At 49.0% G+C, this 24,827-nt stretch carries 20 protein-coding genes; 8 read left to right on the top strand and 12 right to left on the bottom strand.

The annotated features are described in order from the left end of the window. The first annotated feature begins 195 nt into the window (after positions 1-195). Entirely contained in the window at positions 196-1,191 is a 996-nt protein-coding gene (add, locus tag WG89_RS10545; RefSeq protein WP_062265359.1) for an adenosine deaminase, read from the top strand. A 37-nt stretch (positions 1,192-1,228) separates the two neighbouring features. Here add and WG89_RS10540 read toward each other — a convergent pair whose 3' ends face one another. Next, positions 1,229-2,239: a 2-hydroxyacid dehydrogenase gene (locus WG89_RS10540; protein WP_062265356.1), complete on the bottom strand. Its 1,011-nt coding sequence runs from the start codon at positions 2,237-2,239 to the stop codon at positions 1,229-1,231. Between the two features lie 78 nt (positions 2,240-2,317). On the opposite strand from WG89_RS10540, the gene WG89_RS10535 reads away from it, so the two are divergent. Together WG89_RS10535 and WG89_RS10530 are read left to right on the top strand one after the other, a co-directional pair. Further along, positions 2,318-2,695, top strand: a complete 378-nt coding sequence (locus tag WG89_RS10535) for a CidA/LrgA family protein (RefSeq protein WP_153301525.1) — start codon at positions 2,318-2,320, stop codon at positions 2,693-2,695. Beyond that, on the top strand, positions 2,671-3,402 hold the full coding sequence (locus WG89_RS10530) for an LrgB family protein (protein WP_079253775.1): 732 nt from the start codon (positions 2,671-2,673) through the stop codon (positions 3,400-3,402). Before WG89_RS10535 ends, WG89_RS10530 begins: the two co-directional genes overlap by 25 nt. A gap of 45 nt (positions 3,403-3,447) precedes the next feature. Here the strand turns inward: WG89_RS10530 and WG89_RS10525 are convergent, their stop codons facing one another. The 6 genes from WG89_RS10525 to WG89_RS10500 form a co-directional block, all read right to left on the bottom strand. Beyond that, the gene (locus WG89_RS10525; protein WP_062265348.1) at positions 3,448-5,646 is read right to left on the bottom strand and encodes a TonB-dependent receptor; all 2,199 of its coding nucleotides are present in this window, start codon (positions 5,644-5,646) and stop codon (positions 3,448-3,450) included. A 97-nt stretch (positions 5,647-5,743) separates the two neighbouring features. Beyond that, a complete protein-coding gene (locus WG89_RS10520) occupies positions 5,744-7,726 on the bottom strand; it encodes an iron ABC transporter permease (RefSeq protein WP_062265345.1) in 1,983 nt (660 codons plus the stop codon). Further along, positions 7,726-8,649 carry an ABC transporter substrate-binding protein gene (locus WG89_RS10515; RefSeq protein ID WP_062265342.1) on the bottom strand — a complete coding sequence of 308 codons (924 nt, stop codon included), beginning with the start codon at positions 8,647-8,649 and terminating at the stop codon, positions 7,726-7,728. The genes WG89_RS10520 and WG89_RS10515 overlap by 1 nt, the downstream gene beginning before the upstream one ends. Beyond that, positions 8,650-9,522, bottom strand: coding sequence for an ABC transporter ATP-binding protein (locus WG89_RS10510; RefSeq protein ID WP_153301524.1), 873 nt, complete (start codon positions 9,520-9,522; stop codon positions 8,650-8,652). 148 nt (positions 9,523-9,670) lie between these two features. Then, a complete protein-coding gene (locus WG89_RS10505) occupies positions 9,671-10,057 on the bottom strand; it encodes a hypothetical protein (protein WP_153301523.1) in 387 nt (128 codons plus the stop codon). 11 nt (positions 10,058-10,068) lie between these two features. Continuing rightward, positions 10,069-11,322: an MFS transporter gene (locus WG89_RS10500; protein ID WP_062265337.1), complete on the bottom strand. Its 1,254-nt coding sequence runs from the start codon at positions 11,320-11,322 to the stop codon at positions 10,069-10,071. Between the two features lie 304 nt (positions 11,323-11,626). On the opposite strand from WG89_RS10500, the gene WG89_RS10495 reads away from it, so the two are divergent. From WG89_RS10495 to acs, 5 genes are all read left to right on the top strand, one after another. Next, a complete protein-coding gene (locus WG89_RS10495) occupies positions 11,627-13,549 on the top strand; it encodes an IucA/IucC family protein (RefSeq protein ID WP_172806778.1) in 1,923 nt (640 codons plus the stop codon). Between the two features lie 64 nt (positions 13,550-13,613). After that, entirely contained in the window at positions 13,614-14,633 is a 1,020-nt protein-coding gene (locus WG89_RS10490; protein ID WP_172806777.1) for a GNAT family N-acetyltransferase, read from the top strand. Beyond that, entirely contained in the window at positions 14,630-16,441 is a 1,812-nt protein-coding gene (locus WG89_RS10485; RefSeq protein WP_079253771.1) for an IucA/IucC family protein, read from the top strand. Before WG89_RS10490 ends, WG89_RS10485 begins: the two co-directional genes overlap by 4 nt. Further along, positions 16,438-17,727 carry a lysine N(6)-hydroxylase/L-ornithine N(5)-oxygenase family protein gene (locus WG89_RS10480; RefSeq protein ID WP_062265328.1) on the top strand — a complete coding sequence of 430 codons (1,290 nt, stop codon included), beginning with the start codon at positions 16,438-16,440 and terminating at the stop codon, positions 17,725-17,727. Before WG89_RS10485 ends, WG89_RS10480 begins: the two co-directional genes overlap by 4 nt. 163 nt (positions 17,728-17,890) lie before the next feature. Continuing rightward, positions 17,891-19,816, top strand: a complete 1,926-nt coding sequence (acs, locus tag WG89_RS10475) for an acetate--CoA ligase (RefSeq protein ID WP_062265325.1) — start codon at positions 17,891-17,893, stop codon at positions 19,814-19,816. Between the two features lie 247 nt (positions 19,817-20,063). Here the strand turns inward: acs and WG89_RS10470 are convergent, their stop codons facing one another. The 5 genes from WG89_RS10470 to WG89_RS10445 all read right to left on the bottom strand — a co-directional run bounded on the left by WG89_RS10470 (position 20,064) and on the right by WG89_RS10445 (position 24,383). After that, a complete protein-coding gene (locus WG89_RS10470; protein ID WP_062265322.1) occupies positions 20,064-20,510 on the bottom strand; it encodes a YaiI/YqxD family protein in 447 nt (148 codons plus the stop codon). Between the two features lie 18 nt (positions 20,511-20,528). Beyond that, positions 20,529-21,905: a sodium-dependent transporter gene (locus WG89_RS10465; RefSeq protein WP_062265319.1), complete on the bottom strand. Its 1,377-nt coding sequence runs from the start codon at positions 21,903-21,905 to the stop codon at positions 20,529-20,531. 447 nt (positions 21,906-22,352) lie between these two features. Further along, the gene (yciH, locus tag WG89_RS10455) at positions 22,353-22,667 is read right to left on the bottom strand and encodes a stress response translation initiation inhibitor YciH (RefSeq protein WP_062265312.1); all 315 of its coding nucleotides are present in this window, start codon (positions 22,665-22,667) and stop codon (positions 22,353-22,355) included. A gap of 8 nt (positions 22,668-22,675) precedes the next feature. Next, positions 22,676-23,266 carry an HD domain-containing protein gene (locus WG89_RS10450; RefSeq protein WP_062265309.1) on the bottom strand — a complete coding sequence of 197 codons (591 nt, stop codon included), beginning with the start codon at positions 23,264-23,266 and terminating at the stop codon, positions 22,676-22,678. 64 nt (positions 23,267-23,330) lie between these two features. Beyond that, positions 23,331-24,383: a DUF2333 family protein gene (locus WG89_RS10445; RefSeq protein WP_079253770.1), complete on the bottom strand. Its 1,053-nt coding sequence runs from the start codon at positions 24,381-24,383 to the stop codon at positions 23,331-23,333. Between the last annotated feature and the right edge of the window lie 444 nt (positions 24,384-24,827).

Here is a 24,827-nt window from a genome sequence, read left to right as displayed (position 1 = left end):
CTGAATGACTGCCCTGTCAGCAATACTGACTGAATTTGTCCTCCAAATGCGGAACTCTGCTACTCTCGCCTTAGACTTATGGCTAATTCCCTGTAATATGCATTTCCCAAAAACAGCTTGATCTGAACAGCTGAATATAATTGACCTGAGCCTGGGAGCTACAGGCACCTAACAATTGATGAGAGCAGCAGTAACATGATTGACAAGTCCATTCCCCTCACCGACATTCATCGTCACCTGGACGGCAACATTCGCCCGCAAACCATTCTGGAGCTGGGCCAACAACATAACCTGGAATTACCCGCCAACAACCTGGAAGAGTTGATTCCCCATGTCCGCGTTATGAGCAACGAGCCGGACCTGGTGAGCTTTCTGTCCAAGCTGGACTGGGGTGTAAAAGTTCTGGCGGATTACGATGCCTGCCGTCGTATTGCTTATGAGAATGTTGAAGACGCTCTGAACGCTCAAATCGATTACACCGAGCTGCGCTTCAGCCCCTACTACATGGCCATGACTCACAACCTTGATCCTCAGGGTGTAGTAGAAGCTGTAGTAGAAGGTGTGCAAGCAGGCAGCCGTGACTTTGGTGTCAAAGCGAACCTGATAGGTATTATGAGCCGTACTTTTGGCCAGGAAGCCTGTCAGCAAGAACTGAATGCTTGCCTGGCCTTCAAGGACAAGCTGGTAGCTATTGATCTGGCAGGTGATGAGTTTGGTAAGCCTGGTGAACTGTTTGTTGAACACTTCAAACAGGTTCGTGATGCGGGTTTGAATGTTACTGTTCATGCCGGTGAAGCAGTTGGCGCTGAGAGCGTATGGCAGGCTATTCGTGATCTGGGAGCCACCCGAATTGGTCACGGTGTCAGAGCAATTGAAGATCCGGCTCTGATGGATTACCTGGCTGAGCATCGCATTGGTATTGAGTCCTGCCTGACCTCCAACATCCAGACCAGCACTTTCCCAAGCATCGAGAAGCACCCTCTCAAGAAATTCCTGGAGCACGGTGTTCTGGCCACCCTTAACACGGATGATCCTGCGGTAGAAGGTATTGAGCTGCCTTACGAGTATGAAGTGGCTGCACCTGCAGCAGGTCTGTCCCAGGAACAGATTCGTCAGGCACAGGAAAACGGTCTGACTATTTCCTTCCTCAGTGACGCCGAGAAAGAAGCCTTAAAAGCCGCTAAACAATAAGGCTTTGTCACTGATGATCAGGCCTCAGTCCTGATCATCAGTGAAGGTCCGGTGCTTCACCAGAGATTTCATTGCCCGACGTTTTACCTTCAGAAAAAGCTTTGGCGTTAATCAATGTAGTTTCAGCAATAGCGGTCAGCGCCTCTTCCGTCAGAAAGGCCTGATGCCCGGTGAAGATCACATTGTGGCAGGCAGATAATCGCCGAAACACATCATCCTGAATCACTTCATCGGATAGATCTTCAAAGAACAGATCCTGTTCATTCTCATAAACGTCCAGCGCCAATCCGGCCAATATGCCCTTTTTCAGTGCCTCCATGGCCGCCACCGAGTCCAGAAGTTTTCCTCTACTGGTATTCACGAGCACCACACCAGGCTGCATCTGATTGAAAGCATCCTCATTGATCATGTACTCGTTGTCGTCCGTTAAAGGACAGTGCAGGGTAATCAGTTTGCTTTGTTGCAGCAGATGATGGAGTGAAACATATTCTCCACCCAGCTCTTCAAATGCCTTGTTAGGATAGGGATCGTACCCCAACAGTTTGCAACCAAAACCTTTCAGAATACGGGCTGCCGCCATACCAATTTTGCCGGTGCCGACCACACCGGCGACCCGCCCATGCAGGTTAAAGCCAATCAGACCTTCCAGTGAGAAGTTCGCATCCCGGGTTCTCTGGTAGGCTTTATGAATTCTCCGGTTGAGGGTCATGATCAGGGCTATCGCATGCTCTGCCGTAGCTTCGGGAGAATAAGCAGGAACTCTTGCTACAGTAATACCCAGTTCGTCCGCCGCTTGCAGATCAACATTGTTAAATCCGGCACAGCGCATGAGCAGAAGTCTGATATTATGCTCTGCCAGTACTTCCAGAACCGGCCGGCTGAGGTCATCGTTTACAAAAGCACAGACGGCGTCACCCGCCCTGGCCAGGTGAGCTGTTTTTTCATCCAGATGAATATCAAAGTATTCCAGTTCAAAACCGTATCCGGCATTACACTGGTCAAAGAATTCACGGTCGTACTTTTTGGCATTAAAGATGCAGATTTTCATGGTCGGTCCAGTTTCCTTTCTTGTTCCATGAGCGTAAACAGCCATGAGCTTGATAAACCATCATAGCGGAGTTTTTTAGTGAAAATAGCCTTTGTATGCCGACGTATGGCTGCCTGGCTAAGCAGTGTCGTTATTTTGATGGCCTGTCTGTGGACAGGTGATCTGGTCAGTGTCTGGATTGGCCACGTGCTTCCGGGCAGCATTATCGGCATGCTGCTTCTGGCTGCCCTGCTGGGCAGTGGTCTCATTCGATTATCCTGGGTCGAGGCGGGGGCAGGGTTTCTTGTTCGCTGGATGTCCCTGTTATTTGTCCCCATCGGGGTCGGCGTGATCGATCAGCTGGATCTGCTTGCCAGCAGTCTGGGTGCTCTGCTGATCACCAGTATTGTGGGAACGGTAATCATCATGGCCGTTGCCGGCTGGTTATTCCAATGGCTGGAGCGCTCCCAACAATGATGTTGTCGATCTCACCGATGAAAGGCCTTTTGTATTGCTCGCTCACTGTGTTGGTATACCTGATTGCCTGGAAACTGCAGAATCGTTTTAAACACTCCCTGCTAAACCCGGTACTGATCAGTATTCTGGTACTGGTGGGAATATTGCTCGCTGGCAAGATTCCCTACTCGGATTATCAACAGGGTGGAGACTGGCTCAGTCATTTGCTGGGTTTGGCCGTCGTGGCCTTGGGTGTCCCTCTTTATCAACAGATGCGAGAAATCCACCGGGAACTTCCCGGGGTCATTCTGGTGGTCTTTACTTCCAGCCTCTTTGCCCTGGTCAGTACAGTGGTACTGGCCATTCTGGCCGGAGCGGATGGGCAGGTGGCTATATCTCTCGCACCCAAGTCTGTTACCACGCCAATTGCTGTCATGATTGTGGATAACTTGAATGGCGTCCCGTCTCTGGCCGCCATTGCCGTTATCCTGACAGGATTAATGGGTGCCATTTTTGGATTACCGCTGCTTTCACTGATGAAAATCACAGACCCGAAAGCCCGAGGGATTGCTATGGGCACAGCCTGCCATGCTTTGGGCACCGCCAGAATTGTTCAGAGCTCTTTAAAGGAAGGCGCTTATAGCGCACTGGCACTGGTTCTTTCTGCCAGTATCAGTGCCCTGCTGGCACCCTGGGTTGTGCCAACGGTTCTGGGTTGGATGAGCTGATTAACCAGACAACTGCCGGGTAGCTCTACCCGGCAGCCTTTTTTCTTAGTACTCCACTCTATAGCTCAGAGTGTAAGCACGCCCTTCTGCTTTATGAGCACTGATGCCACTGTAAGTGGTTCTGGCCCACTGGCTATAAACAGTCTCGTAATCTTTGTTAAACAAGTTGGTAATACCTGCTTTCAAAGTACCTACCGGCAGATCGAAAGACGCCAGTAAGTCCACCGTTGTATAGCCTTCAATATCCAGACTGACGACTTTACCGCCCGATACTTTCTTGCCTTTGTCATAATCTGCAAAGGTAGTGGACTGAAGTCGAACATTCATGCCTTCCTGATCATAGGAAACAAAAGCAATGTATTTTTCCGGGGATACATCAGCAGCCTGCAAGTCCAGCCAGCGATCAACCTCCTTGTAATAGCTGCGACCTTCAGTAAAGGCGTAGCTACCACCCAGACTCCAGTTGTCATTCAGGAAATACTCAAGGGAACCTTCAATACCATAGACTTTTCTTTTCTGATCGAGCAGATCGACATTGTAATCAGAGTTAAACGTAATGGTTTTGTCGGATTCGTTATAAAAGACAGAAGCGTTGGCCAGAAGGCTGTCAAAACGTCCACGCCAGCCCAGCTCATAGCTGTCTGTCTTAATGGCATCCAGATTGGCTTCAGAAACATTGGTACCGTTGATAGCAGGATTTGCAGCCAATGGACTGGTAGGAGCCACCGCGTTCCTCAAGATTCTTGAAGCATCCGGCACTTCAAAACCCTGAGAGTAGTTGGCAAATACTTCGTTGCTGTCATTCAAACGGTAAACCATACCGATATTGAACAAGTTGTCGTCGTACTTTCTGACGTCACCTTTCAAAACCGTTCTGAAGGCTTCAGGTAACAACCAGGTTTCTGCCAGAGGGTTGTAGTCACTGATATCCACTTCAGCACGTTCATGACGTACTCCGGCATTCATTGCTAACTGATCGGTCAGATCCCAGGATGTCTGCAAGTACAGTCCCAGAGTCTTCGCTTCTACATCCGGACCGTATTCATAAGAAGACCCTGTAGGTACGATGACCTTGCCTCCGCTGGCGATGTACTTCTGCAGGTCATGTAACTGTCCACGCTGTTTGCCTTTATCGATATCGTAATCAAGACCGTAGGAGATTCTTAATGTATCAGTCAGCTCCCTATCCAGCAGCAGCTTAACTCCAAAGACTTCTGCAGTAGACGTCGACTGATTGACAAAAATACTGCTGCCAATGACGTTGGGGTATGGGTAGAAACGTGCTTCACGTTCACGATAATAGGTTTGCAGCTGGAAGTTGTTTCCTAAAAGATCGGCATCGCTGTAGACCAGATCAATAGAGTTTCTCTTGCTGTAGGGTTGATCCTTCAACTCCAGTCCTTTGACCGGTGCAGGTGTATCTGCAATCCTTCCTGTCGTAATAGATGAAGTGTCTGCGGCATAATCCGAATCCATCTGATCATCAAAGTACTGAAGCGTGGCTTCCAGACGCTGCTCAACATTAAAGTCATAGCCCAGTTTGACCAAGGCGTCTTTGGTATCGGTATCGCTTCGGCTCAACTGAGATGGATCAGGATTCACCCGGTCACCATCCGCGTCAAAAATACCATCTCTGCTTTCATAAGTACCACTTACCAGATAATCAAAGTTACCCTGCCTGCCACTGATGCTTTGATTCAATGTGTAGGTACTCAGTTCATCTCCAGATACCTTGATACCGGCTTCGGAGGCAAACTGGATATCGCCATCTTCCGGCTTACGGGTAATGACATTGATGATGCCACCGGTAGCACCGCCACCGTAAATGGCACTGGCACCTGAAACGATTTCTATACGCTCAATATTTTCAGGACGAATGGTACTGAGATGGCGGCTGATCTGACGATTGTCTGCCTGGGAAATACCGTCAATCAGAATCAGAGCTTTACGACCACGGATACTCTGGGTTCTGTCGGTAACGGTCTGGGTACTTGGGCCAAAACCCGGCACCAGCTGTTCAAGCAGGTCTGCCAACTTCTGACCGGGCTGACTTTGCTGGGCCACTTCTTCCTGACTGATCACCTGAACAGTGCCAGATACATTAGAAATACTGGACTCAGAACGAGAAGCCGTCACGACTATCTTTTCCAGCTGCGTCACTGAATCATTGGTTTCTGCAAAAGAACTCTGACTGCCCAGAGCCATGGTAATTGCGATGGCAAGAGGCGCTTTATTTGCCTTCATGTGTGAGGGACTCCCTGTATAGTGATTATCATTCTCATCAAATCCCTGTAATTGTTCCGGACCTGCTTCCTGCAGGCCTCTGATTCAGATTTAAGAATTAACGACTTTGAACGTATTTGCCGCTGATCAGCAGCAGAATGAAATAAATGCCACCGGCTCCGGACACCAGCAGGCCAGAAGGAATTTCAAAAGGTGCCATCAATGATCGAGAAAGCCAGTCGCTGATAACCAGCAGTAATGCTCCGGTTAAGGCTGTAGCTGGAATCAAATGGCGATGGCTGGACATTCCAGTTACACGACAGATATGTGGAGCCATCAGACCAATGAAAGAAATCCCCCCCACTGTCGCAACACTGAGTGAGCTCAGCAAAGCCACCAGCATCATCAGCAGAATAATGGAAACTTTTACCCTGATGCCCAATAAGGCAGGCCAGAATTCTCCCAGCTGAAGAATGTCGAGCTTTCGCCACATCAACATCAGCGCAGGAATCAGGATTAACGTCGTCAGAGACAACAGATAAACAAGTTCACTGCTAACCGCATAAGTACTGCCGGATAGCCACAAAAGCACTTCACTGGACTGATTACTGCCTAACACCAGCACCACACTGATCAGGGTGGCTGAAACTGCGGACAGACAAAGCCCTGCCAGAGCGAATAACTGTGGATTAAAGCCTGTCACCCTGCTTAGAAAGAGCAAAAGAAACAGAGCAAAGCCACTGCCAATCATCGACAGTACTGCCATATCAAGCCGCTCAAGACCTGGAATCAGGACAATACCCAGCACCACAAACAGAACACCTGTTGTCGTTAGACCTGAAACATCCGGACTGGCCAAGGGGTTTCTCATCAGGCTTTGCAATACAAGACCAGAAACGCCTAATGCAGCACCGGCAAAGGCTGCCGCTATAACCCGGGGCCAGCGAAGGCTAAGCCAGGTCAGATCCAGCTGGCTGAACAGACTGAAGTAAAGAACGACCATCAGCACCGCCCCCAGACCCAGAAGGACTTTTGAAGGCGAGAAATGGAAAAGAGCACGTATTCCGGTTTCTCTGGGAGCCGTTGCCAGGCTGCTGATTCTTTTACGCTGAGTCAGAAGAAAGATCATAAATGGAGCACCCACCACCGTTGTCATGGCTCCGGCAGGAATACTGTAGTGAGCTTCAGAGATCAGAAAGGGAATCACCCGGGCAAGCACATCAGCACTGAGTAACAACAATGCGCCTAAAAGGCTGGCAACGAGCAGTCGGGTCCAGGCTGAGTGATACCCCAGACCGCGGGCAATGTGAGGAGCAATTAGGCCGACAAAACTGATCATCCCAACCTGACTGACAACCGTTGCCGATAATAACAGCGCAATAATCAGTGACAGACCTACTGTTTGCCTGACATTAACGCCCAGACTTTCTGCCTGATCATTGCCCAGCTCGATCAGATCCAGTCTTCGGGTTAAGAACAGGGCTGAAACCGCCATCACTGAAATCACCGGCCAGCTGCTGTTGATTGCGGTGTAATCAAACTGCGCCAGGTTTCCTGCTCCCCAGGTATATAAGCCGTCGAGCCGGTTCTCAAAAAACATCAGCATCCCGGCACTTAAAGCACCGAGAGACAGGGTGATAGCCATACCCACAAGGACAAGATTGACAGGAGAATCACTGATAGCAGTAGCCAGCCTGAAAACCAGTAAGGTGGTCAGGGCAGCTCCGGCAAAGGCCACAACAACAGGATATTGATCGGTAATCTCAGGCAGGAAAACAGAGCCCAGAACAATCGCCAGCATAGCCCCCGAATTGACGCCCAGTGTCGCCGGGCTGGCGAAAGGGTTTCTTGTAGCACCTTGAATCAAAACTCCTGCAGCTCCAAGAGCGGCTCCACATAACAGAGCCATCAGCGTCCTTGGCAACAGCAGCCAGGTTACAATGTCAGCAGCCATCGACCCGGAGGTTGCCTCCGGCAAAAACGGTAAGCCATAGAGCAAATTGAGATCGATATCGGATGGCCCGACCGCTAATGAAACGGTCACCAGTAAAACAAGGAAAAATAAGACAGCCGTCGACTTTAAAGACTCCAGAATAAACATCAAACCTCCGGAGCCAAATGGCGGGCAAAAGCAGAAGCCATTCGCGCAGCCGATGCTGGACCACCAAACGACCATAGAGCAGGCAAGTAATAAACTCTGCCTTCTTTGACTGCTGGCAAGGCTTTCCAGATCGGAGAGTTCGCCATGTCGGGAAGATTTTCAGGCTGGCTGCCAATGATTATCAGACTGGCATCACCAATCGTGGTCAGCTTCAATAAATCAACATGGGTAAAGTCTCGTCCAGGCAGGGATGTATGCCAGTCATTAACCAGTCCTATCTCGTTGGCAATCGCCCCGGCCAGAGACAAATCTCCATAAACCCGAAGACCCAGCCCCATTCCAACAAACTTGCCGACAACTACTTTCTGACCCGCCAGGCCTGCCGTTTCAATAATCTGTCGGGCCTCTACCAAAGCGGCTGTCATTTCCTGCAGTTTTGCTTCTGCCAGAGCATCCTTTCTCAATAATTGAGCCACAGAGCGAAAAATGCCCTGCATTCTGATGAAGTAATTCACCGGGTCTTCGTTACTGGGGTACTGCTTATAAAGAACCGTAGGGGCAATAGCACCCAGCTCGGAAGATATACGACTATGACGCCATTTATAGCCCAGTATCAGATCAGGCTGCAGTGCAGCAATCGCTTCAAGGCCAGGCTCAGCTCTCTGTCCAAGTTCGGTAACACCTTCTGGCAGCACCGGATCATTGGACTGCCACTTCCGATAACCTTTGATCGACGTCACACCGGCTGGCTTAATGCCCAGAGTCAGTAACATCTCAGCCTGAGTCCAATTCAAAGCGACAATTTTTTCCGGGGCTTCAGGCAACTCGGGAGCAACTACTGATGCCCTGACTATTGAAGAGACCGCCACTGAAGAGACCATCCAAAAGACAAGGACATGGAGGTATTTGAAAACAGCAAACATTCAAGCTACTTCCCTGTCCGATACCACGCGAATATCACTTCTACGCTGATATTCGCCTACCGGTAAAAACAACGAATCCTTTTTGCCTTTCAACTGAACTTCATGGGTCTCTACCCCAAAGACTTCTGAAATAATGTCTTTATCCATGACCTGTTCAGCGATCCCTTTTCTGACAACGCTTCCCTTATTCATCAAAACCACTTCATCGCTGTACTGAAGCGCCTGATTCAGGTCATGAAGCACCCAGACAATAGTGATCTGCTTTTCATCGTTCAGCTGTCTGACAATCTCAAGCAATCGCAGTTGATGAGCAATATCCAGCCACGAGGTAGGTTCATCCAAAAGCAAAATGCCGGTTTCCTGCGCCAGTACCATGGCCAGCCAGACCCTCTGCATTTCACCACCGGAAAGATGATCAACCAGCTCATTGGCATACTGATCCATCTCAACTCTGGTTAGAGCCGAATTGATTGCGTTGTGATCCTCTTTTTTGAGCCGCCCGAAAGGGCCTGCATGGGGGTAACGGCCACACGCCACCAGATCAGCAACACTCATACCCAATGGGACAGGAGAATGCTGAGGCAAAAGCGCCAACTTCTTTGCGAGAGTCTTGCGGTTACCGGTTTTCAAAGGCTGGCCATCAATCAGAACAGTACCTGCACTCGGCTCTGTCAGACCCGACAACAGTTTCAGAAGAGTACTCTTGCCTGAACCATTGGGGCCCAGAATAGCGGTGATGCTTCCTGGTGTGATATCAAGACAGGTTGGCTGCAAAATGGTTTTTTTACCCACCTGCAAACTGACCTGATCGAGTGTCAGAGTCTGTTCCATAGCCTCAGTTTCTTTTTGTTTTTGAAATCGTCGTATTGGCATACCGGCAATCCGGGCCACTTATACACGACATCTAATGTTTATATTTATTATGTCAATGCCAGACTGCCTGAACTTGTTTTGAACGCAATGTGTTCAATAGATAGACAGAGGGCGCGAATAATAATGATTATCATTTAAAATATCAAGTTTAAACTGTTGTTTGATTAAACTGTTCAATAGCCCACTCCCGGGCTTTGTTAAAGTCGAGACAGGAGATCATGGGGAAAGGCATGGCCTTTTTCATATTGTCACTGACGACTCTTTCTCCTTCCTCCTCAGAGAGCACCACTCTGGCTACTCCACAACAATGCTCTCCCAACAGATCCCGGTTCTCCTTGAACCAGAGACCCAGCTGCCTTCTGGCTTCAGGCGAAAATTCACTGTTGGGTTTTGCCTGAATGATCAAACTGAAAGACTGTTCTCGACCCAGCAGTTCAGAAAGATTATTCAACCATTGCCCGGCATCTTCATCACTGGCAGGGCGATTAAAACTGACGGTCACGATGGGCCACCCCACCATTTGAATTGAGGTCATAAGCATGTTCTCTATGAAAAACGTTTCTTGGGCGAATCAATCAGAAGGAATGAAATCATCAGGAGCAAAGCAGCCAGAGAAATACAAAAGACTTCTGCCAACTGATTTTCAAGTACTCCCCCTAATCCGGCCAGCAAAGCACCCAGGGTATAACCTACTGTGTGGATCATGCTGAGCACTCCGGTCAACATTCCCTGTTTCTGTTCCACCTGAGCCGAAGCCAGAGCCGTGTAAACGGGCGTCAATAAGGCCACGGAAGCAGCGCTGATCATCAGCCCTGCAACCAGCCAGAACATATTGGCTGCCGTGATCAGCAGGAAGCTGCCGACCAGTAATAAAACACTTCCGATTTTTATTGATGAGAGCAGCCTGTCACGAACCCACCGGGATACCAGCATGTGAGCCACAACAGTTGAAAAAGCGGCCACCATCATCAGCAATGACAGAACCTCAGAGGCTGCCAGGCCGTCATAACCAAAGCGCTGCTGAAGAATAGGCCCCATAAGATACTGGAGCAGCCCAAACAGTGTGGTGACAGAACAAGCCACCAGTAACACTGGCCAGATTGATTTCAACAAAGCGCTGAACTGCCCCTGATCCTGTTTTTTCTCTTTAAGATCCTTTTCTAAAGGCTTGTCCGTATCCAACAGTATGACCTGCAGTAACAGTGGAATACCCAGAGCTACCAGTGCAAGAATAGGGAATAAACTTCCCTCGGCAATCAACATGGCCGGTATCAATGGGCCGATCAGTCGTCCAGCATTGATGCTTGCGGTAATGCGACTGAGACTTCGCACCCTGTCAGATAAACTGCTGTCGTCTATAGACCAGGCCTGAACAGCAGGATACAAACCGGATACCAGCAAACCGTAGAGTGTTCTGGCAAAAAACATCAAACCAACAGCCAGCGTCTGACCCATAAGGCCTGACATCAGACCATAGATAGCCAGAGCCAGTATCAAGAAACTCGCTGAGAAACCAAAAAGGCCTGACACCACCACAGGTTTTCGGCCATAACGATCACTGATCCGCCCCCAGAGAGGGGCCGAAAAAATAAATAAGCAGGTTCCCAGGGCCACCATAAGCGTCAACAGGCCATAACCCAGCCCCGTTTCTTCAACAATCGCCGGCAGGCTGATTAATAACGTAGTTTGCCCGGCACCAAGCATAAACACGGAGGCAAACCTGCAGAGGTTTTTTATTCTTCTGCCCCCGGCCTCGTAAGCCGGTTCTATCGCGACAGGGCCAAGCTCATTTTGTTGCATGGTTCATGTCTGTTGTTTTGAATTGTTGCAAATGATAACGATTCTCACTTAGAATGCAAACCCAACTTGCCCACCACTGAATTAAAACCTTAATCAGAATTGAGGGTGGCGTAATTAAGACATGCGCTGAGAATTACTGATTTTAATTATTTTTTGATGCTTTCTGAAATTAAGCAGAGAACAACAAGATCATTGTCATTCAATGATCCTGAAAAGACAGCCATGGACGAATAAAAATTCTCGCTATTTAATTATGAGCGATAAGAAAAATCAAGTTAACTAGACCATCTGGAGAATGATGTCAGTGTCCACTCCATCCCTTGAACAAGTAGTTTCCAAAACTACTCAAAGCCAGTCTAATAAAAATCAGAGCCGCTTTCTTAACGGTTCTTTAAATAGCTATAAACAGGCGGAATCCCTAAGCTCGGGTTGTTTTTTCAATGCCTTGCTGAGAGAGTGGAATGGCTGGACACAGGAGTCTGTAGACTGTCATAGCACCTATCTGAAAGATGCACCTGTAAAATCAAACTGGATTGTTCCTGATCAGGCTGAAGCTGCCGTTTCAATCCCACTGAATAACAGCGATAAGACTCTTTTAATTTACATTAAACATTTATCTTCCAGTGGCAGACATCAGTTTATTAACCCGATCGCCTTAATTAATAATAAAGATCATTCAATCCATAAAATAGCTTTCACCGAAGCCGTTGAATTAATCATTGAAGAAAATGCACTTTGGAATACTGAAACCGATCACAGAAAGGTGTTTCTAAACCGGGTAAAAAGCAGCATTGAAAACATTCAGTCAGTGATGGAAATAAGACAGGATGATCTGGAAAGCGTGTTTTCAGGCTCTATCGACTTCCAATCTTCCGAGCAGGCGTTGTTTGTTGGTCATTCTGTTCATCCAACCCCAAAAAGCCGTGATCAGTTTACTGCTGAAGACTCGGAACGTTTCATTCCTGAATACGGAAACAGTTTCCAACTGCACTGGTTTTCTATTGATGCCAGCCTTCTGGAAGCAGACAGTGTTCATGAACTTTCCTTTCATGAATTAACCCATCGACTGGCAGACGAAGACCCTGAGATTTCCAACAGTTTTCTCAGTGATATTCCTGAGTATCAAACCCTGTTACCTGCCCATCCCTGGCAGGCTCAACAATGGTTGAAAAACACTTACATCCAGCAGCTTCTCAGCGAGGGCAAACTCATAGACTACGGCTTGCATGGCAGTGACTGGCGCGCCACATCTTCAGTGCGCTCTATCCATGCGACTCATGCCTCCTTTATGTTGAAGTATTCGCTCAGCGTAAAACTGACCAACTCCATTCGCCACCTGCTTCCCAAGGAAGTCATCCGGGGCAAGGAAATCCATCAGGTTAAATACCAGACACCCGTGGGCGCAGAGCTGAAAGCCCTCTACCCGGACTTCGAAATCATTACCGAGCCGGCTCATGCTGCCATCAAAGGTGGAGATGGCCAGGTCTTGCCTGAAACCATGATCGTTCTCCGTGAAAACCCCTTCAACCGGGCTGCTATCAACAATTGCACAGAGCTTCTGGCCAGCCTCACCCAGGATAACCCTGCCGGAGAATCCAGACTGATCAACCTGATCAGGGAGTTGGCAGTAAGGGAAAAGACAAAGCCTGACGTTATCGCCCAGAAATGGTTTGGCCAATATCTATCCAATGTCGTGGAACCATTAGTAATAGGACAGTCTGACTTTGGTTTGCTGTTCGGTGCCCACCAGCAAAACCTGCTGATCCGCATGCCGCAGGGCTACCCTGAGCAAGCGTACTTCCGTGATTGCCAGGGCACAGGATATAGCCATCTCGCCAGAAAACTTTTGAAGGATCATCTGCCACAGGCAGACGAAGAGAAAGAGCACCATGTCAGCGAACAGTTGGGTAATCGCCTGTTCACATACTATCTGCTGATCAATTCTACTTTTGGTGTAATCAGTGCCCTGGGAGCCAGCAAGATACTCCCGGAAAAGGCACTCTTATCGTCTCTCTATCAGTTTCTGAACACTCTGAGAAAGCAGGGTCGCGGTGATACCAGCTGTCTGGATTACATACTCGACAGCCGAGAACTCTGGTCCAAGGGCAACTTCTACTGCGCCTACTGCAATATCAACGAGAACACCCTGAAGGATCCTATGGACGTTTACCACTCCATGAGAAATCCACTGTACGAATTCAGTCAGGTTGACCGGAAAAACGACTGATCCTGATCAAAGTTTCATTATTTCAGACTCTCTTTCTCTCGCTATGGGCATTTTAGGGATAGCCATGACAACAAAATCAAAAATCACTCTTCCGGGAGCACTCAATCAGACCATCTCGCTGCAATGGCTCTCATCCAGCGGTCTTGCTATCAATGACGATGAACAGTCGCTGTTACTGAATCTGAAGGATCAGGATGGGCTTTTCCTTGCTGCCGCCAACGAATCGGATTTACCCGAAGTTATTCCTGATCACCTGATAGCTGCTGCGCTGGATTGTCTTTTCTCAAACAATAACCAGCAGAGCGAGATTCATCTGGCTCCTTCTTTAACAGAAAGGCTGTCAGGATCAGGGCTGATTCACCAACGACTTGAGAATACAGGTCATGGCATCAGTTACCGCTCAGGCTTCTACCAAAACCGCACTCTTTGGCATTGGCAGAAAGATGCCCAACTGATCCCGGAAATCTGGACCGAAAATGAAAAGGGAGTCGTTCATCCTCTGCGTGAGGTACAGCCATCAGGTGTCGTTTATAAACGATATGATTATCACAATGATGTCACTGTTTCGTTCAGGACCATTGATCTGGAGCAGGATCTGGATCTGTTCCACAGCTGGATGAACCAGCCCCGTGTGGCAGAATTCTGGGAGATGGCCCAAAGCAGGGAAGAACTCAAAGAGTACCTACTGTCACTGTTAAAAGACCGTCGAACCTGGCCACTGATTGGCAGTTTTAACGGTGAACCTTTTGGGTATTTTGAAGCTTACTGGGCTTTGGAAGATCGGATTGCACCCTATTACGACTGCCAACCCTGGGACAGGGGGTTTCACCTTCTGGTGGGCAACATGGACTTTCTGGGCAAGCGTTACTCCAACAGCTGGACCAAGGCTTTTACTCACTTCCTGTTTCTCGATGACCCCAGAACCACTAGGCTGGTAGGAGAGCCCAGGGCTGACAACAAGAGACTGATGAAACTGATCGCCCCTGCAGGCTGGTCTTTTGTCAAAGAGTTTGATTTCCCACACAAGCGGGCAGCACTGCTCAACTGTTACAGAGAGAACTTCTTTCAGGAGGTTCAGCTGTGAATCAGGCAGTCACCCTTTCACAAAATCACTCAGCTATAGACGCACAAAAAGCGCAGTGGCATACCGCCAATCTGCGACTGTTGTCGAAAACCCTCAGCGAACTCAGTTGGGAAGAAGCAATTCAGCCGATTGAGGTTGAGGATGGCTTATACATTCTGGAGCTGAAGAGTGGCATCCATTACCGCTTTCATGCCTGGAAGAGCATCTGGGATCAACTCCTGATCGATCCGTCTTCAATCAGTCGAACTTATTTGAGCCGTCCCAGTGAATCAGCGCTGGAAGCCAGCCAGTTCTTCATTGATGCACGGGAAGAGCTCGGGTTGGACTCGGCAACATTGGCAAACTTCCTGGAAGAGCTGGCTAACACCCTGATGGCAGAAGTCCGGGTTCAACAGAATTATCACCAGCTCAGTGCAGCCAAAATGATTGAACTGGACGACGATCAGCTCCAATGCTTCCTTGACGGTCACCCTAAAGTCACTGTCAGTAAAGGTCGTCTGGGCTGGGGAAAAGATGACTATGAAGCCTATGCCACAGAGTTTCTGCCTGGTATTCAGTTGGAGTGGCTCGCTTTGAAACGCAGCCAGTGCCAGTTGTCCCTGATTGAAGATCTGAAAGAAGCCGATCTTCTGAATGCCGTCATGGACAGTGAAGAACAGCAGCGTCTGAGAGAAGTCTGCCAGACTTTTGAAATTGATTCCGACCAGTTTTTTCTGTTACCGGTTCACCCCTGGCAGTGGAGCAACCGACTGGTGAATATGTTCGCTGCAGAGATTGCTGCAGGGCACATCATTCACCTCGGAGCCTTTGGTGATCCGATGCTGCCTCAGCAATCCCTGAGAACACTCTCAAATTTGAAGCGGCCTGAACAGTTGAATATCAAGTTGCCGCTCTCGATTTTGAACACATCCTGCTATCGGGGTATCCCTGGTCGTTATATCAAGGCCGGCCCGATGATCTCGCGCTGGTTGAATGACCTTGCCAGTACCGACAAAACACTGGCCAGCTGTAGAACCATTATTCTTGAAGAACCGGCAGGGGCTTTTTATCCCAACCCTCTGTTCGAACAGGTACAGGATGCACCTTATCGTTACCATGAAATGCTGGGCTGCATCTGGCGACAGAGTGTGCATGCCCAAACCGATCCCGGTGAAAAAGCCATTCTGATCGCAACCCTGTTTCAGAAAGACGGCTATGGCTACCCTCTCATCAACGAGTACATTCACCGTTCAGGGCTGACTGCCGATGAGTGGCTGCGTAAATTGTTTGATGCCGTTGTGATTCCTCTTTATCACCTGCTCTGTAAATACGGCGTTGGACTTGTAGCGCACGGACAAAACATCACTCTGGTTCTGGACCAGAATAATCAACCTTCCCGAGTGGCTCTGAAAGACTTTCAGGGTGATTTAAGGCTGGTAGATCAGCCTTTCCCTGAGCTCAACAGTTTGAGTGACTATGCACGATCCGTGACAGTCAGGTTGCCGGCAGAATATCTGATACATGATTTGCAAACCGGTCACTTTGTCACGGTACTGCGCTTTATTTCTGCTGCTATGGCTGAGAAAGGTTTCTCTGAACACCGCTTTTATCAGCTCCTGGGTGAACAGTTGCAAAGCTATATCCATGAACACCCCGAACTGGAAGAACGATTCAAACTCTTTGATCTGTTCAAGCCGGAAATGGCCAGAGTCTGTCTCAACCGTGTCCGCTTCAAGCTGGGCTATGGCGACAGCACTGAGCGCCCACTGCCCGAACTGGGCTCTCCACTTAACAACCCGTTAGCCATGACACTCAGGGAAGAAGTATGAAGTTAGTGAATTATCAGGAAGCATCCGAAGTGCTTGATCTGGCTGGACTGGGTTCTGGCCCTTTTAACCTGAGCCTTGCGGCTCTGCTGGACAGCCAGCCCGATCTCAACGTGCGATTTTTTGAAAAGAAGCCTTCCTTTGGCTGGCACCCCGGCCTGATGTTACCGGGTGCCCATATGCAGACCTCCTGCCTGAAAGATCTGGTCACTGCCGTACAACCGACCAGCCGCTGGTCTTTCTTGTCATTCCTTGTGGAAAAGGGGCGGTTTTATTCCTTTTTATCCACAGAGAAGATGGTGATCAGTCGCAACGAGTTTGTCGCCTATATGAGTTGGGTGGCTGAAAACCTGCAATCACTGCAGTTTGATGCTGAAGTCAGGGAAGTAAACTTTGAAGACAACCACTTCACCCTTAGATCAGACAAAGAAACCTTCAGGGCTAAAAACCTTTGCCTGGGCACAGGTAAAGTTCCCTTTGTTCCAGAATGTTCCAGAAACCTTCTGGGTCAAAACTGTTTTCATGCCAGTGAACTGATGACTCGCAACCTGGACTTCAGAGGCAAACGGGTAGCGATTATTGGTGGCGGACAAACCGGTGCTGAAGTTTTCCTGAATACACTTCGTGAACAGTGGGGCAAAGCTGAAGACATTCAGTGGGTTTCCCGAAGGGCCAGCTTTGAGCCACTGGACGAAAGTCCGTTCACAAATGAGTACTTTACGCCTGATTATGTCAGTCGCTTCCTCGCTCTGCCCAAAGACAGAAAAGCAACCATTGTCCAATATCAGAAGCTGGCGAGCGACGGCATAACACCTGCCTATCTGCTGGAGCTTTATCGGGAACTTTATGACCGCACGTATCTGACTGAAGCTCAATGCAACTGGCATCTACTGCCAGACAGAACCCTGACGGGATTAAGCCAATCGACAGCTGGATTCCACGAGCTACAACTGGCAAACGCTCTTTCTGGTGAAGATGAAATACTGTGCGCAGATATCATTATTTTGTGTACCGGCTTTGAAAACCGTCTTCCTCAATACCTTGAGCCCATACAATCCCGGCTGAACCTGGACGAGCAGAACCGATTCCAACTTTCTTCCAGTTTCAGGATGGATTGGGATGGCCCAGAAGACAGGCGTGTCTACGCAGTGAATGCCGGCTTACACAGCCACGGTATTGCCGAACCTCAGCTAAGCCTGGCAGCCTGGCGATCTGCCACCATTATCAACGACCTGGCTGATAGAGAAGTTTTCTCAATTCATCAGCCAGGCAGTTTAATCAACTGGTAAATATCATCTGCAGACAGGCTCTGAGTGTCACAGAACCTGTCTGCACATTGGTGCAAAAAATAATTCACTTTCATAAAAGAAGATTTTTTGAATTAATCTCTCAGCAACACAGCGGCTTCTATACTGGATGAACTTTTTTAAAAGAAGAGGCAGGTGAGATGCCATGACCCAGGCAACAAACTATCCGGTTCCCGAGGCCTTTAAAGACGCATGGATAAGCGAAGAAAAATACCAGAAGCTCTATCGCTATTCCTTGGAGAATCCGGAAGCGTTCTGGGGCAGTAAGGCAGAACGTTACCTGGAATGGTTTCGTCCCTGGGACTCTGTTTATGAAGGTGACTTCAAAAATTGTGAGGTGAACTGGTTCAGGGGTGGTCAGTTGAACGCAAGTTTCAACTGCATTGACAGGCACCTGGAAAACAGAGCCGATCAGGTAGCCATTATCTGGGAAGGCGACACACCCGATCTGCAACGCAAGATCACCTATCAGGAACTGCATGATGAGGTCTGCAAACTTGCCAATGGTTTAAAGGCACAGGGCGTTAACCGGGGTGATCGTGTCTGTATCTACATGCCCATGGTGCCTGAAGCTGTATTTGCCATGCTTGCCTGTGCCCGCATTGGTGCAGTGCACTCCGTTGTCTTTGGTGGCTTTTCTCCTCACTCTCTTCGTGACCGTATTCTCGACTGTGGCTGTCGTGCTGTCATTACTGCCGATGAAGGTGTTCGTGGCGGTAAGAAGATTCCTCTCAAACAGAATACCGACGAAGCTCTGGAAGAGTGCCCGGACGTCAGCACTGTGGTTGTTTACGAGCGAACCGGTACAGAAATTGAATGGCAGGAAGGCCGGGATATTTCTTATCGCGAGCTGACAGAAAGTCAGTCCAGCACCTGTGACCCCGAGGTCATGGAGTCAGAAGACCCTTTGTTCATTCTGTACACTTCAGGCTCTACCGGAAAACCTAAAGGCGTTTTACACAGTACTGCCGGATACCTTCTCTACACCACTGTCACGTTCCATTATGTTTTTGATTATCACGAAGGCGACATTTACTGGTGTGGTGCGGACGTTGGCTGGATCACCGGGCACTCTTATATCGTCTATGGTCCACTTTCTAACGGTGTGACTATGGTCATGCACGAAGGTGTTCCTTTCTGGCCCGACGCTTCCAGAATCTGGGAAATTGTCGACCGTCATCAGGTCAACATTCTCTACACCGCCCCTACAGCGATCAGAGCCTTGATGGCCAAAGGGGATGAATACGTTAAGCGAACTTCACGCGATAGTTTGAAAATTCTGGGCACCGTTGGTGAGCCTATCAATCCGGAAGCCTGGCAATGGTATTACCAATGTGTGGGTGAAGAGCGTTGCCCGATTATTGATTCCTGGTGGCAGACAGAAACAGGCGGCATGATGATTACGCCGATGCCTGGAGCCACCGCACTGAAGCCTGGATTTGCGACCCTGCCTTTCCTGGGTATTCGCCCCGCCATTCTTGATAACGATGGCAATGAAATCGTCGGCCCCGGACAGGGCAGTCTGGTGATTACCGGTTCATGGCCCAGCCAGATTCGTACGGTTTATGGCAATCACCAGCGAATCATCGACACCTACTTCAGCCAATATCCTGGTTATTACTTCACCGGAGACGGTGCTCGCCGGGATGAAAATGGTTTCTACCAGATCACCGGCAGAATGGATGATGTGATCAACGTATCAGGTCACCGCTTGGGAACCGCTGAAATAGAAAGCGCTCTGGTGCTTCATGAAGCCATCGCAGAAGCTGCGGTGGTGGGCGTTCCCCATGAAGTAAAAGGTGAAAGTATCTACGCTTTCATCACTCCTATGGACGGCGTAGAAGTAACAGAAGCGCTGAAACAATCTCTGTCCGATCTGGTGGCCAGTGAAATCGGCTCATTTGCTCGCCCGGAAACCCTTCACCCCTGCCCGGCTCTGCCCAAGACACGCTCTGGCAAAATCATGCGACGGATTCTGCGTAAACTGGCTCAGGGAGAAAGGGATAACCTGGGGGATTTGAGTACGCTGGCTGACCCATCTGTGATCAACCAACTTCTGGATCAAGCCTAGTACAGCCTAGCGCCAAACCCTATACCGTTCGCACTGAGCCTGTCGAAGTGTGCATGACCGGCATCCTTCGACAAGCTCAGGATGAACGGAGTATCGAGTTCAGGATGAATGTATCAAGCGCAGGACGAATGGAGTTTCGAGCTCAGAAAGGAGTTTGTATGTGTATTTACGCTAGGCCGCTCTAGACGCTAAAGAAAGAACCTTTTATCACATGAGCAGTAAAAGGTTCTTCACGATAACTTAAGTTTCAGCGATTGCTGGCCAGCCATTTATCCAGCTGGTTGGCAAACTGCTGACGGTCACTCTGGCTCAAAGCAGGAGGCCCACCGGACTCAATACCGCTTGAGCGCAAAGTATCCAGAAAGTCACGCATATTGAGGCGGGCCTTGATATTGTCTTCCGTGAATAACTCTCCTCTAGTGCTAAGAGCAGTACACCCCTTCTCAATCACTTCAGCAGCCAGGGGAATATCATTGGTAATCACCAGCTCCCCGGGCTCGACTCTTCTCACGATTTCATCGTCCGCTACATCAAAGCCAGAGGCTACCTGAAGGGATTTTATAAAGCGGGACCCCGGAACCCTGAGCGGCTGATTGGCCACCAGAGTCAGCGGGGTTTCAGTTCTGTCGGCGGCTCTGAAAAGAATTTCCTTGATCACCACCGGGCAGGCATCAGCATCAACCCAAATTTTCATTCCGTGAGAACACTCAAATCAAAAAGTAAAAAAGATCAGGATCATGACCATGGTTGGGCAGATAAACCGAATATACCAGGGCCATATTTTCCAGAAGAAACTGTGCTCAATTTCCGGACACCCTTTCTGCAATTCTTTCAGCTTTTGATCCCTGGACCAGATCCAGGCTGCATAAATGCATACAACCAGGCTCAACAATGGCATAGCATAACGGGTCGTCAGGTTGACCACAAAGTCGAACAGTGGGTCAAACCAGATCATGACACAAAGGCTGACCAGGAAAGTGGCAATGGATATCAGCCAAGCACTGGATGTTCTATGGGCGATCTGCCTTCTCTGGAATACAGCAACAGGCACTTCCAGAATGGACACTGCAGATGTCAGGGCAGTAATGGTCAGCAGAACAAAGAAAGCCAGGGACAGTAACACCCCCAAAGAACCAAACTGCAGAAAGAGCTGGGGAAGCACATCAAACACCAGTTTGTCAGCACTCTTTAAGGCGCCATCTGCGGTATAGATATCAATTCCGTGATTCAGGGCAACAAACATTCCGGGAATAATCAGCAGTCCCGCCATCACCGCTACCAGCGTATCGGTCACAGCCACACCGGCAGCCATCACGGGAATATTACTGTCACGGGTCAGATAAGCGCCATACACCACCATAATGCCGACCCCCAGAGACATAGAAAAGAAAGACTGGCCCAGGGCACTGATAAGCAGGTCTTTGCTCAACACTTTTGAAAAGTCTGGCAGGATAAAATACTGGAGTCCTTCAAGCGCACCCTCCTGCGACAGGGTGAATCCGATCAGAACCACAATTAACAACACCAGCATCGGCATTAGCCGGCTGCACCACTTTTCAATACCGTCTGCCACACCTCCGGAAACAATCGCTGCCACCATTGCCATAAAAGCCCCTGCCGCAATCATGGTGGGCCAGGCATTGAACGATGTGAGGAGAACAGCCAGTTCATCAAGCCCAAACAATTTAACAAGAGGTGCCAGTCCAAAGCAGATAATCCACCCGGCAATAATGGCATAGAAGGTATAAATCAGAAGTACCGTGATGGTTGAACACCAACCGGTTAGTTTGCCCAACACTCTGAAGAAGGGTTTGCCACTGACATTTTCCAATGTCGTGACAGGATCAGAACGACCGTACCTGCCAATCACCAGCTCTGCCACCAGCATGGGCCAGGCCAACAGGAAAGAGAAACACAGGTAGATGAGAACAAAAGCGGCACCGCCATTATCGGCAGTCTGGCTAGGAAAACCCCAGATATTACCAATGCCCACCGCTGAGCCCACCGCAGCAAGATAAAAACCCAACCGGGAAGAGAACTGTGGGACGTTCTCTATTGATGTCTCATACACGGTGTTCTCATGGCTCATTCGCATTTACCTTTTTATACCGTGAAAAACATTTTGCCCCGCCTTTTTCATTTTTTAGGATGACACAAAATATTTTCCATAAACAAACTTCCCTAAACGTTGTATTTCCCCCGAAGTGCCGAAAGTACATTGAACCCAAGTACCACAAGCACTACAAAACAGCTGTGTCTATAAATCAAAGACAACATCTATCCAGTGTATACAAAATAAACAGATCGCGATGACTAATTTTTATCCCGCCAGAAAAAGAGCCGTAACCTGCAGTAAAAAGAGTGTTTTTTCCGTGGGGTATAAGTTCGGGCTGAGCCTGTCGAAGCCCAATACCCTCCGAAAAGCTCAGGGTGAACGGAATCCGTGCGTAAATCAGATTATTTCGAGCAGATTGAATTCAGAAATGATCAGTCAGCCAAATACCAGAACAGTATCCGGCTGAACTCGGGAAGAAGATTAACCGCCTGAGCGCTTGGCGTCGTATCCAGCCTTTTTGAGGACGTCGACCATCACATCCACATGGTCACCCTGAAGCTCAATGTTGCCATCTTTAACGGCACCACCACCGCCACAACGCTTCCTCAAAGTTTTGGCATAGGCTTTGAGATCATTGCCTGCCAGTGGCAAGCCACTGATCACGGTCACAACTTTACCACCACGGCCTTTCTTTTCAGGACGCACCCGAACATTACCATCACCAACGGTTTCTTCTTTGGGCTTTTCTTCCTTAATGCGACCCATGTCGGTCGAATAAACAAGCTTGTTGCTCATTTCACACCTCAATCTCTTATCAGCCAGCCATTGTCCGTGGCCTGATCAATCTCACTCAGAGCATAGTCCCAAAGTCTGGGCACCAACCCCTTGAGATATTCATTGCGTTTGATGACCTGGGAACGAGCCACACCGTGTTCAACCCAGCTGCCACCTTCATTCCGGCAATTCTGCAACAGGGGCAGCATACGATCCATGGCCTTGGCAAAGCGACCATCAGCGGTTTCAGCGTCTTCAAACTCCTGCCAGAGCGTGCGATAACTTTTCGCCTGCTCCTGGGGCAACAACCCGAAAATACGATCGGCTGCCTGGGCCTCGACATCAACCGTACTTTCCTGACCTTCAGTATCAAAAGCAAAGGTGTCGCCTGCGTCAATTTCCACAATGTCGTGAATCAACAGCATGGTCACAACACGATCAAGCCTTACAGGCTCATCGGCATACACTGACAGCACCTGTGCCATCAGGGCAATGTGCCAACTATGCTCGGCGCTGTTCTCAAAACGGTTATCATCACACTTGATGCGACAACGACGCTGGACAGCCTTCAGACGGTCCAGCTCCATAATAAAATCGATTTGCTGATTTAAATTTTCCATACCATCCAGTAAAAACAATAACGGCCTTCAAAAGGAAGGCCGTTTATTAATAAGGTATCTGATCTTAGCCCTGCTCCAGCAGTCGGCGCAGATCTATGATTGCGGCATTAGCTCGAGAAATATAATTGGCCATGACCAGTGAATGGTTTGCCAGTATGCCAAATCCGTCGCCATTAAGAATGAATGGACTCCAAACGGTTTCCTGAGTCGCTTCCAGTTCACGGATGATCTGTTTCAGGCTGATGGTAGCGTTCTTTTTGTCCAGTACATCAGCAAAGTCAACTTCTACCGCTTTCATCAGATGAATCAGAGCCCATGAAGTTCCACGGGCTTCATAGAAGACGTCATCAATCTTGGTCCAGGGTGTTTTTACTTCCACCAGTGTTTCGGCTTCTGTGGACTGGGAAGCTTCAGCATCACCAGCCAGATCTGTGTTCAGACGAGGTTTGCCAACACTGGCACTCAATCTCTGGGACAGACTGCCAAGACGGGTTTCAACGTCGGTCAGCCAACGGGTCAGATTATCGGCACGGGCATAGAACTGGGCACGGTCCTGCTTATCGGGCAGTCGACGCATGTAGTTACCCAGCTTGTCGATACCTCGCTGATACTCTTTTTCACTGGAGGGCAAAATCCAGCTCTTTGAGTCAAAGTTAAACTGAGGCTCGGCAATCGCCAGATCACGATCTTCCTGGGACTGGGACTGTGAACGGCTTAAATCTTTACGCAGCGAACGGGCCATGTCACGGACCTGGATCAATACCCCCAACTCCCAGCTAGGCATGTTGTCCATGAAGACTCCGGGAGGGCCAATATCATTACGGATATAACCACCGGGTTTGTTGAGCAGGGTATCAGCCAGACGATAAAGCGTAGCCGTGGTCGTATAACCCACCACTACTCCCTCGCCGTCAGCCTGAGCCATCTGCTCGGCATTGGCCTTTACTGAGAACGCATCCGGTTCACTGCTCCAGTACATGCCCAAAGCGGTCAGACCGATAACTACAGCGCCAGCAGCAACTGCCACACTTTTAACCCCGAGCTTACTGTCTCTAAGGGTTCCCGTGACACCTTGAATTACTGACGACACGCGCTCTTTTATCATTTCCAGAGCCATAGATTCCTCATTGCCCCATTCTGAGTCTGGTTCATTATCCTCTATTCAGGGTGGGTATTAAAGACACAGCTCATATGCCAATCAAGAAATCCTGATTCTTCAGCCGAAGACCCCTGCAAACAAATAGGTACATACCGCATAGAATCAGCAAGTATCCATTTCTAAAATGTAAACCTACATTGAATATCTGGTTTATAAGCGATGCTGATAAGATCTATTGCCAGCGTTTCCAGAATAAGCGCTCTGAGCCTTTTATTGCTTATTTCCACAAGCACCTATGGAGCTCCCCACAATTGCTGCTCACCCCGTCAGTTCTGCTCAATGACAGTCGCTTTTACCGCATACACAAGCATTTTGTTCACCGTTCAGTTTTTAACAGGGGTATTCAACGTAGAGTTTGCATCAGAAGAGATCAAAAATGAGAGGGAAACAAACAAGCTCTTA

Origin of the sequence: Endozoicomonas arenosclerae (assembly GCF_001562015.1) — a bacterium.
Taxonomy (GTDB): Bacteria; Pseudomonadota; Gammaproteobacteria; order Pseudomonadales; family Endozoicomonadaceae; genus Endozoicomonas_A; species Endozoicomonas_A arenosclerae.
The sequence above is the reverse complement of the archived record's forward strand: the minus strand, read 5'-3'. Positions and strand labels throughout refer to the sequence as shown.

Coding starts and splice junctions, on each gene's coding strand:
- add (WP_062265359.1), top strand. CDS start 196: ATGATTGACAAGTCCATTCCCCTCACCGACATTCATCGTCACCTGGAC.
- WG89_RS10540 (WP_062265356.1), bottom strand. CDS start 2,239: ATGAAAATCTGCATCTTTAATGCCAAAAAGTACGACCGTGAATTCTTT.
- WG89_RS10530 (WP_079253775.1), top strand. CDS start 2,671: ATGGCTGGAGCGCTCCCAACAATGATGTTGTCGATCTCACCGATGAAA.
- WG89_RS10525 (WP_062265348.1), bottom strand. CDS start 5,646: ATGAAGGCAAATAAAGCGCCTCTTGCCATCGCAATTACCATGGCTCTG.
- WG89_RS10520 (WP_062265345.1), bottom strand. CDS start 7,726: ATGTTTATTCTGGAGTCTTTAAAGTCGACGGCTGTCTTATTTTTCCTT.
- WG89_RS10515 (WP_062265342.1), bottom strand. CDS start 8,649: ATGTTTGCTGTTTTCAAATACCTCCATGTCCTTGTCTTTTGGATGGTC.
- WG89_RS10510 (WP_153301524.1), bottom strand. CDS start 9,522: ATGCCAATACGACGATTTCAAAAACAAAAAGAAACTGAGGCTATGGAA.
- WG89_RS10505 (WP_153301523.1), bottom strand. CDS start 10,057: ATGACCTCAATTCAAATGGTGGGGTGGCCCATCGTGACCGTCAGTTTT.
- WG89_RS10500 (WP_062265337.1), bottom strand. CDS start 11,322: ATGCAACAAAATGAGCTTGGCCCTGTCGCGATAGAACCGGCTTACGAG.
- WG89_RS10490 (WP_172806777.1), top strand. CDS start 13,614: ATGACAACAAAATCAAAAATCACTCTTCCGGGAGCACTCAATCAGACC.
- WG89_RS10480 (WP_062265328.1), top strand. CDS start 16,438: ATGAAGTTAGTGAATTATCAGGAAGCATCCGAAGTGCTTGATCTGGCT.
- acs (WP_062265325.1), top strand. CDS start 17,891: ATGACCCAGGCAACAAACTATCCGGTTCCCGAGGCCTTTAAAGACGCA.
- WG89_RS10470 (WP_062265322.1), bottom strand. CDS start 20,510: ATGAAAATTTGGGTTGATGCTGATGCCTGCCCGGTGGTGATCAAGGAA.
- WG89_RS10465 (WP_062265319.1), bottom strand. CDS start 21,905: ATGAGCCATGAGAACACCGTGTATGAGACATCAATAGAGAACGTCCCA.
- yciH (WP_062265312.1), bottom strand. CDS start 22,667: ATGAGCAACAAGCTTGTTTATTCGACCGACATGGGTCGCATTAAGGAA.
- WG89_RS10450 (WP_062265309.1), bottom strand. CDS start 23,266: ATGGAAAATTTAAATCAGCAAATCGATTTTATTATGGAGCTGGACCGT.
- WG89_RS10445 (WP_079253770.1), bottom strand. CDS start 24,383: ATGGCTCTGGAAATGATAAAAGAGCGCGTGTCGTCAGTAATTCAAGGT.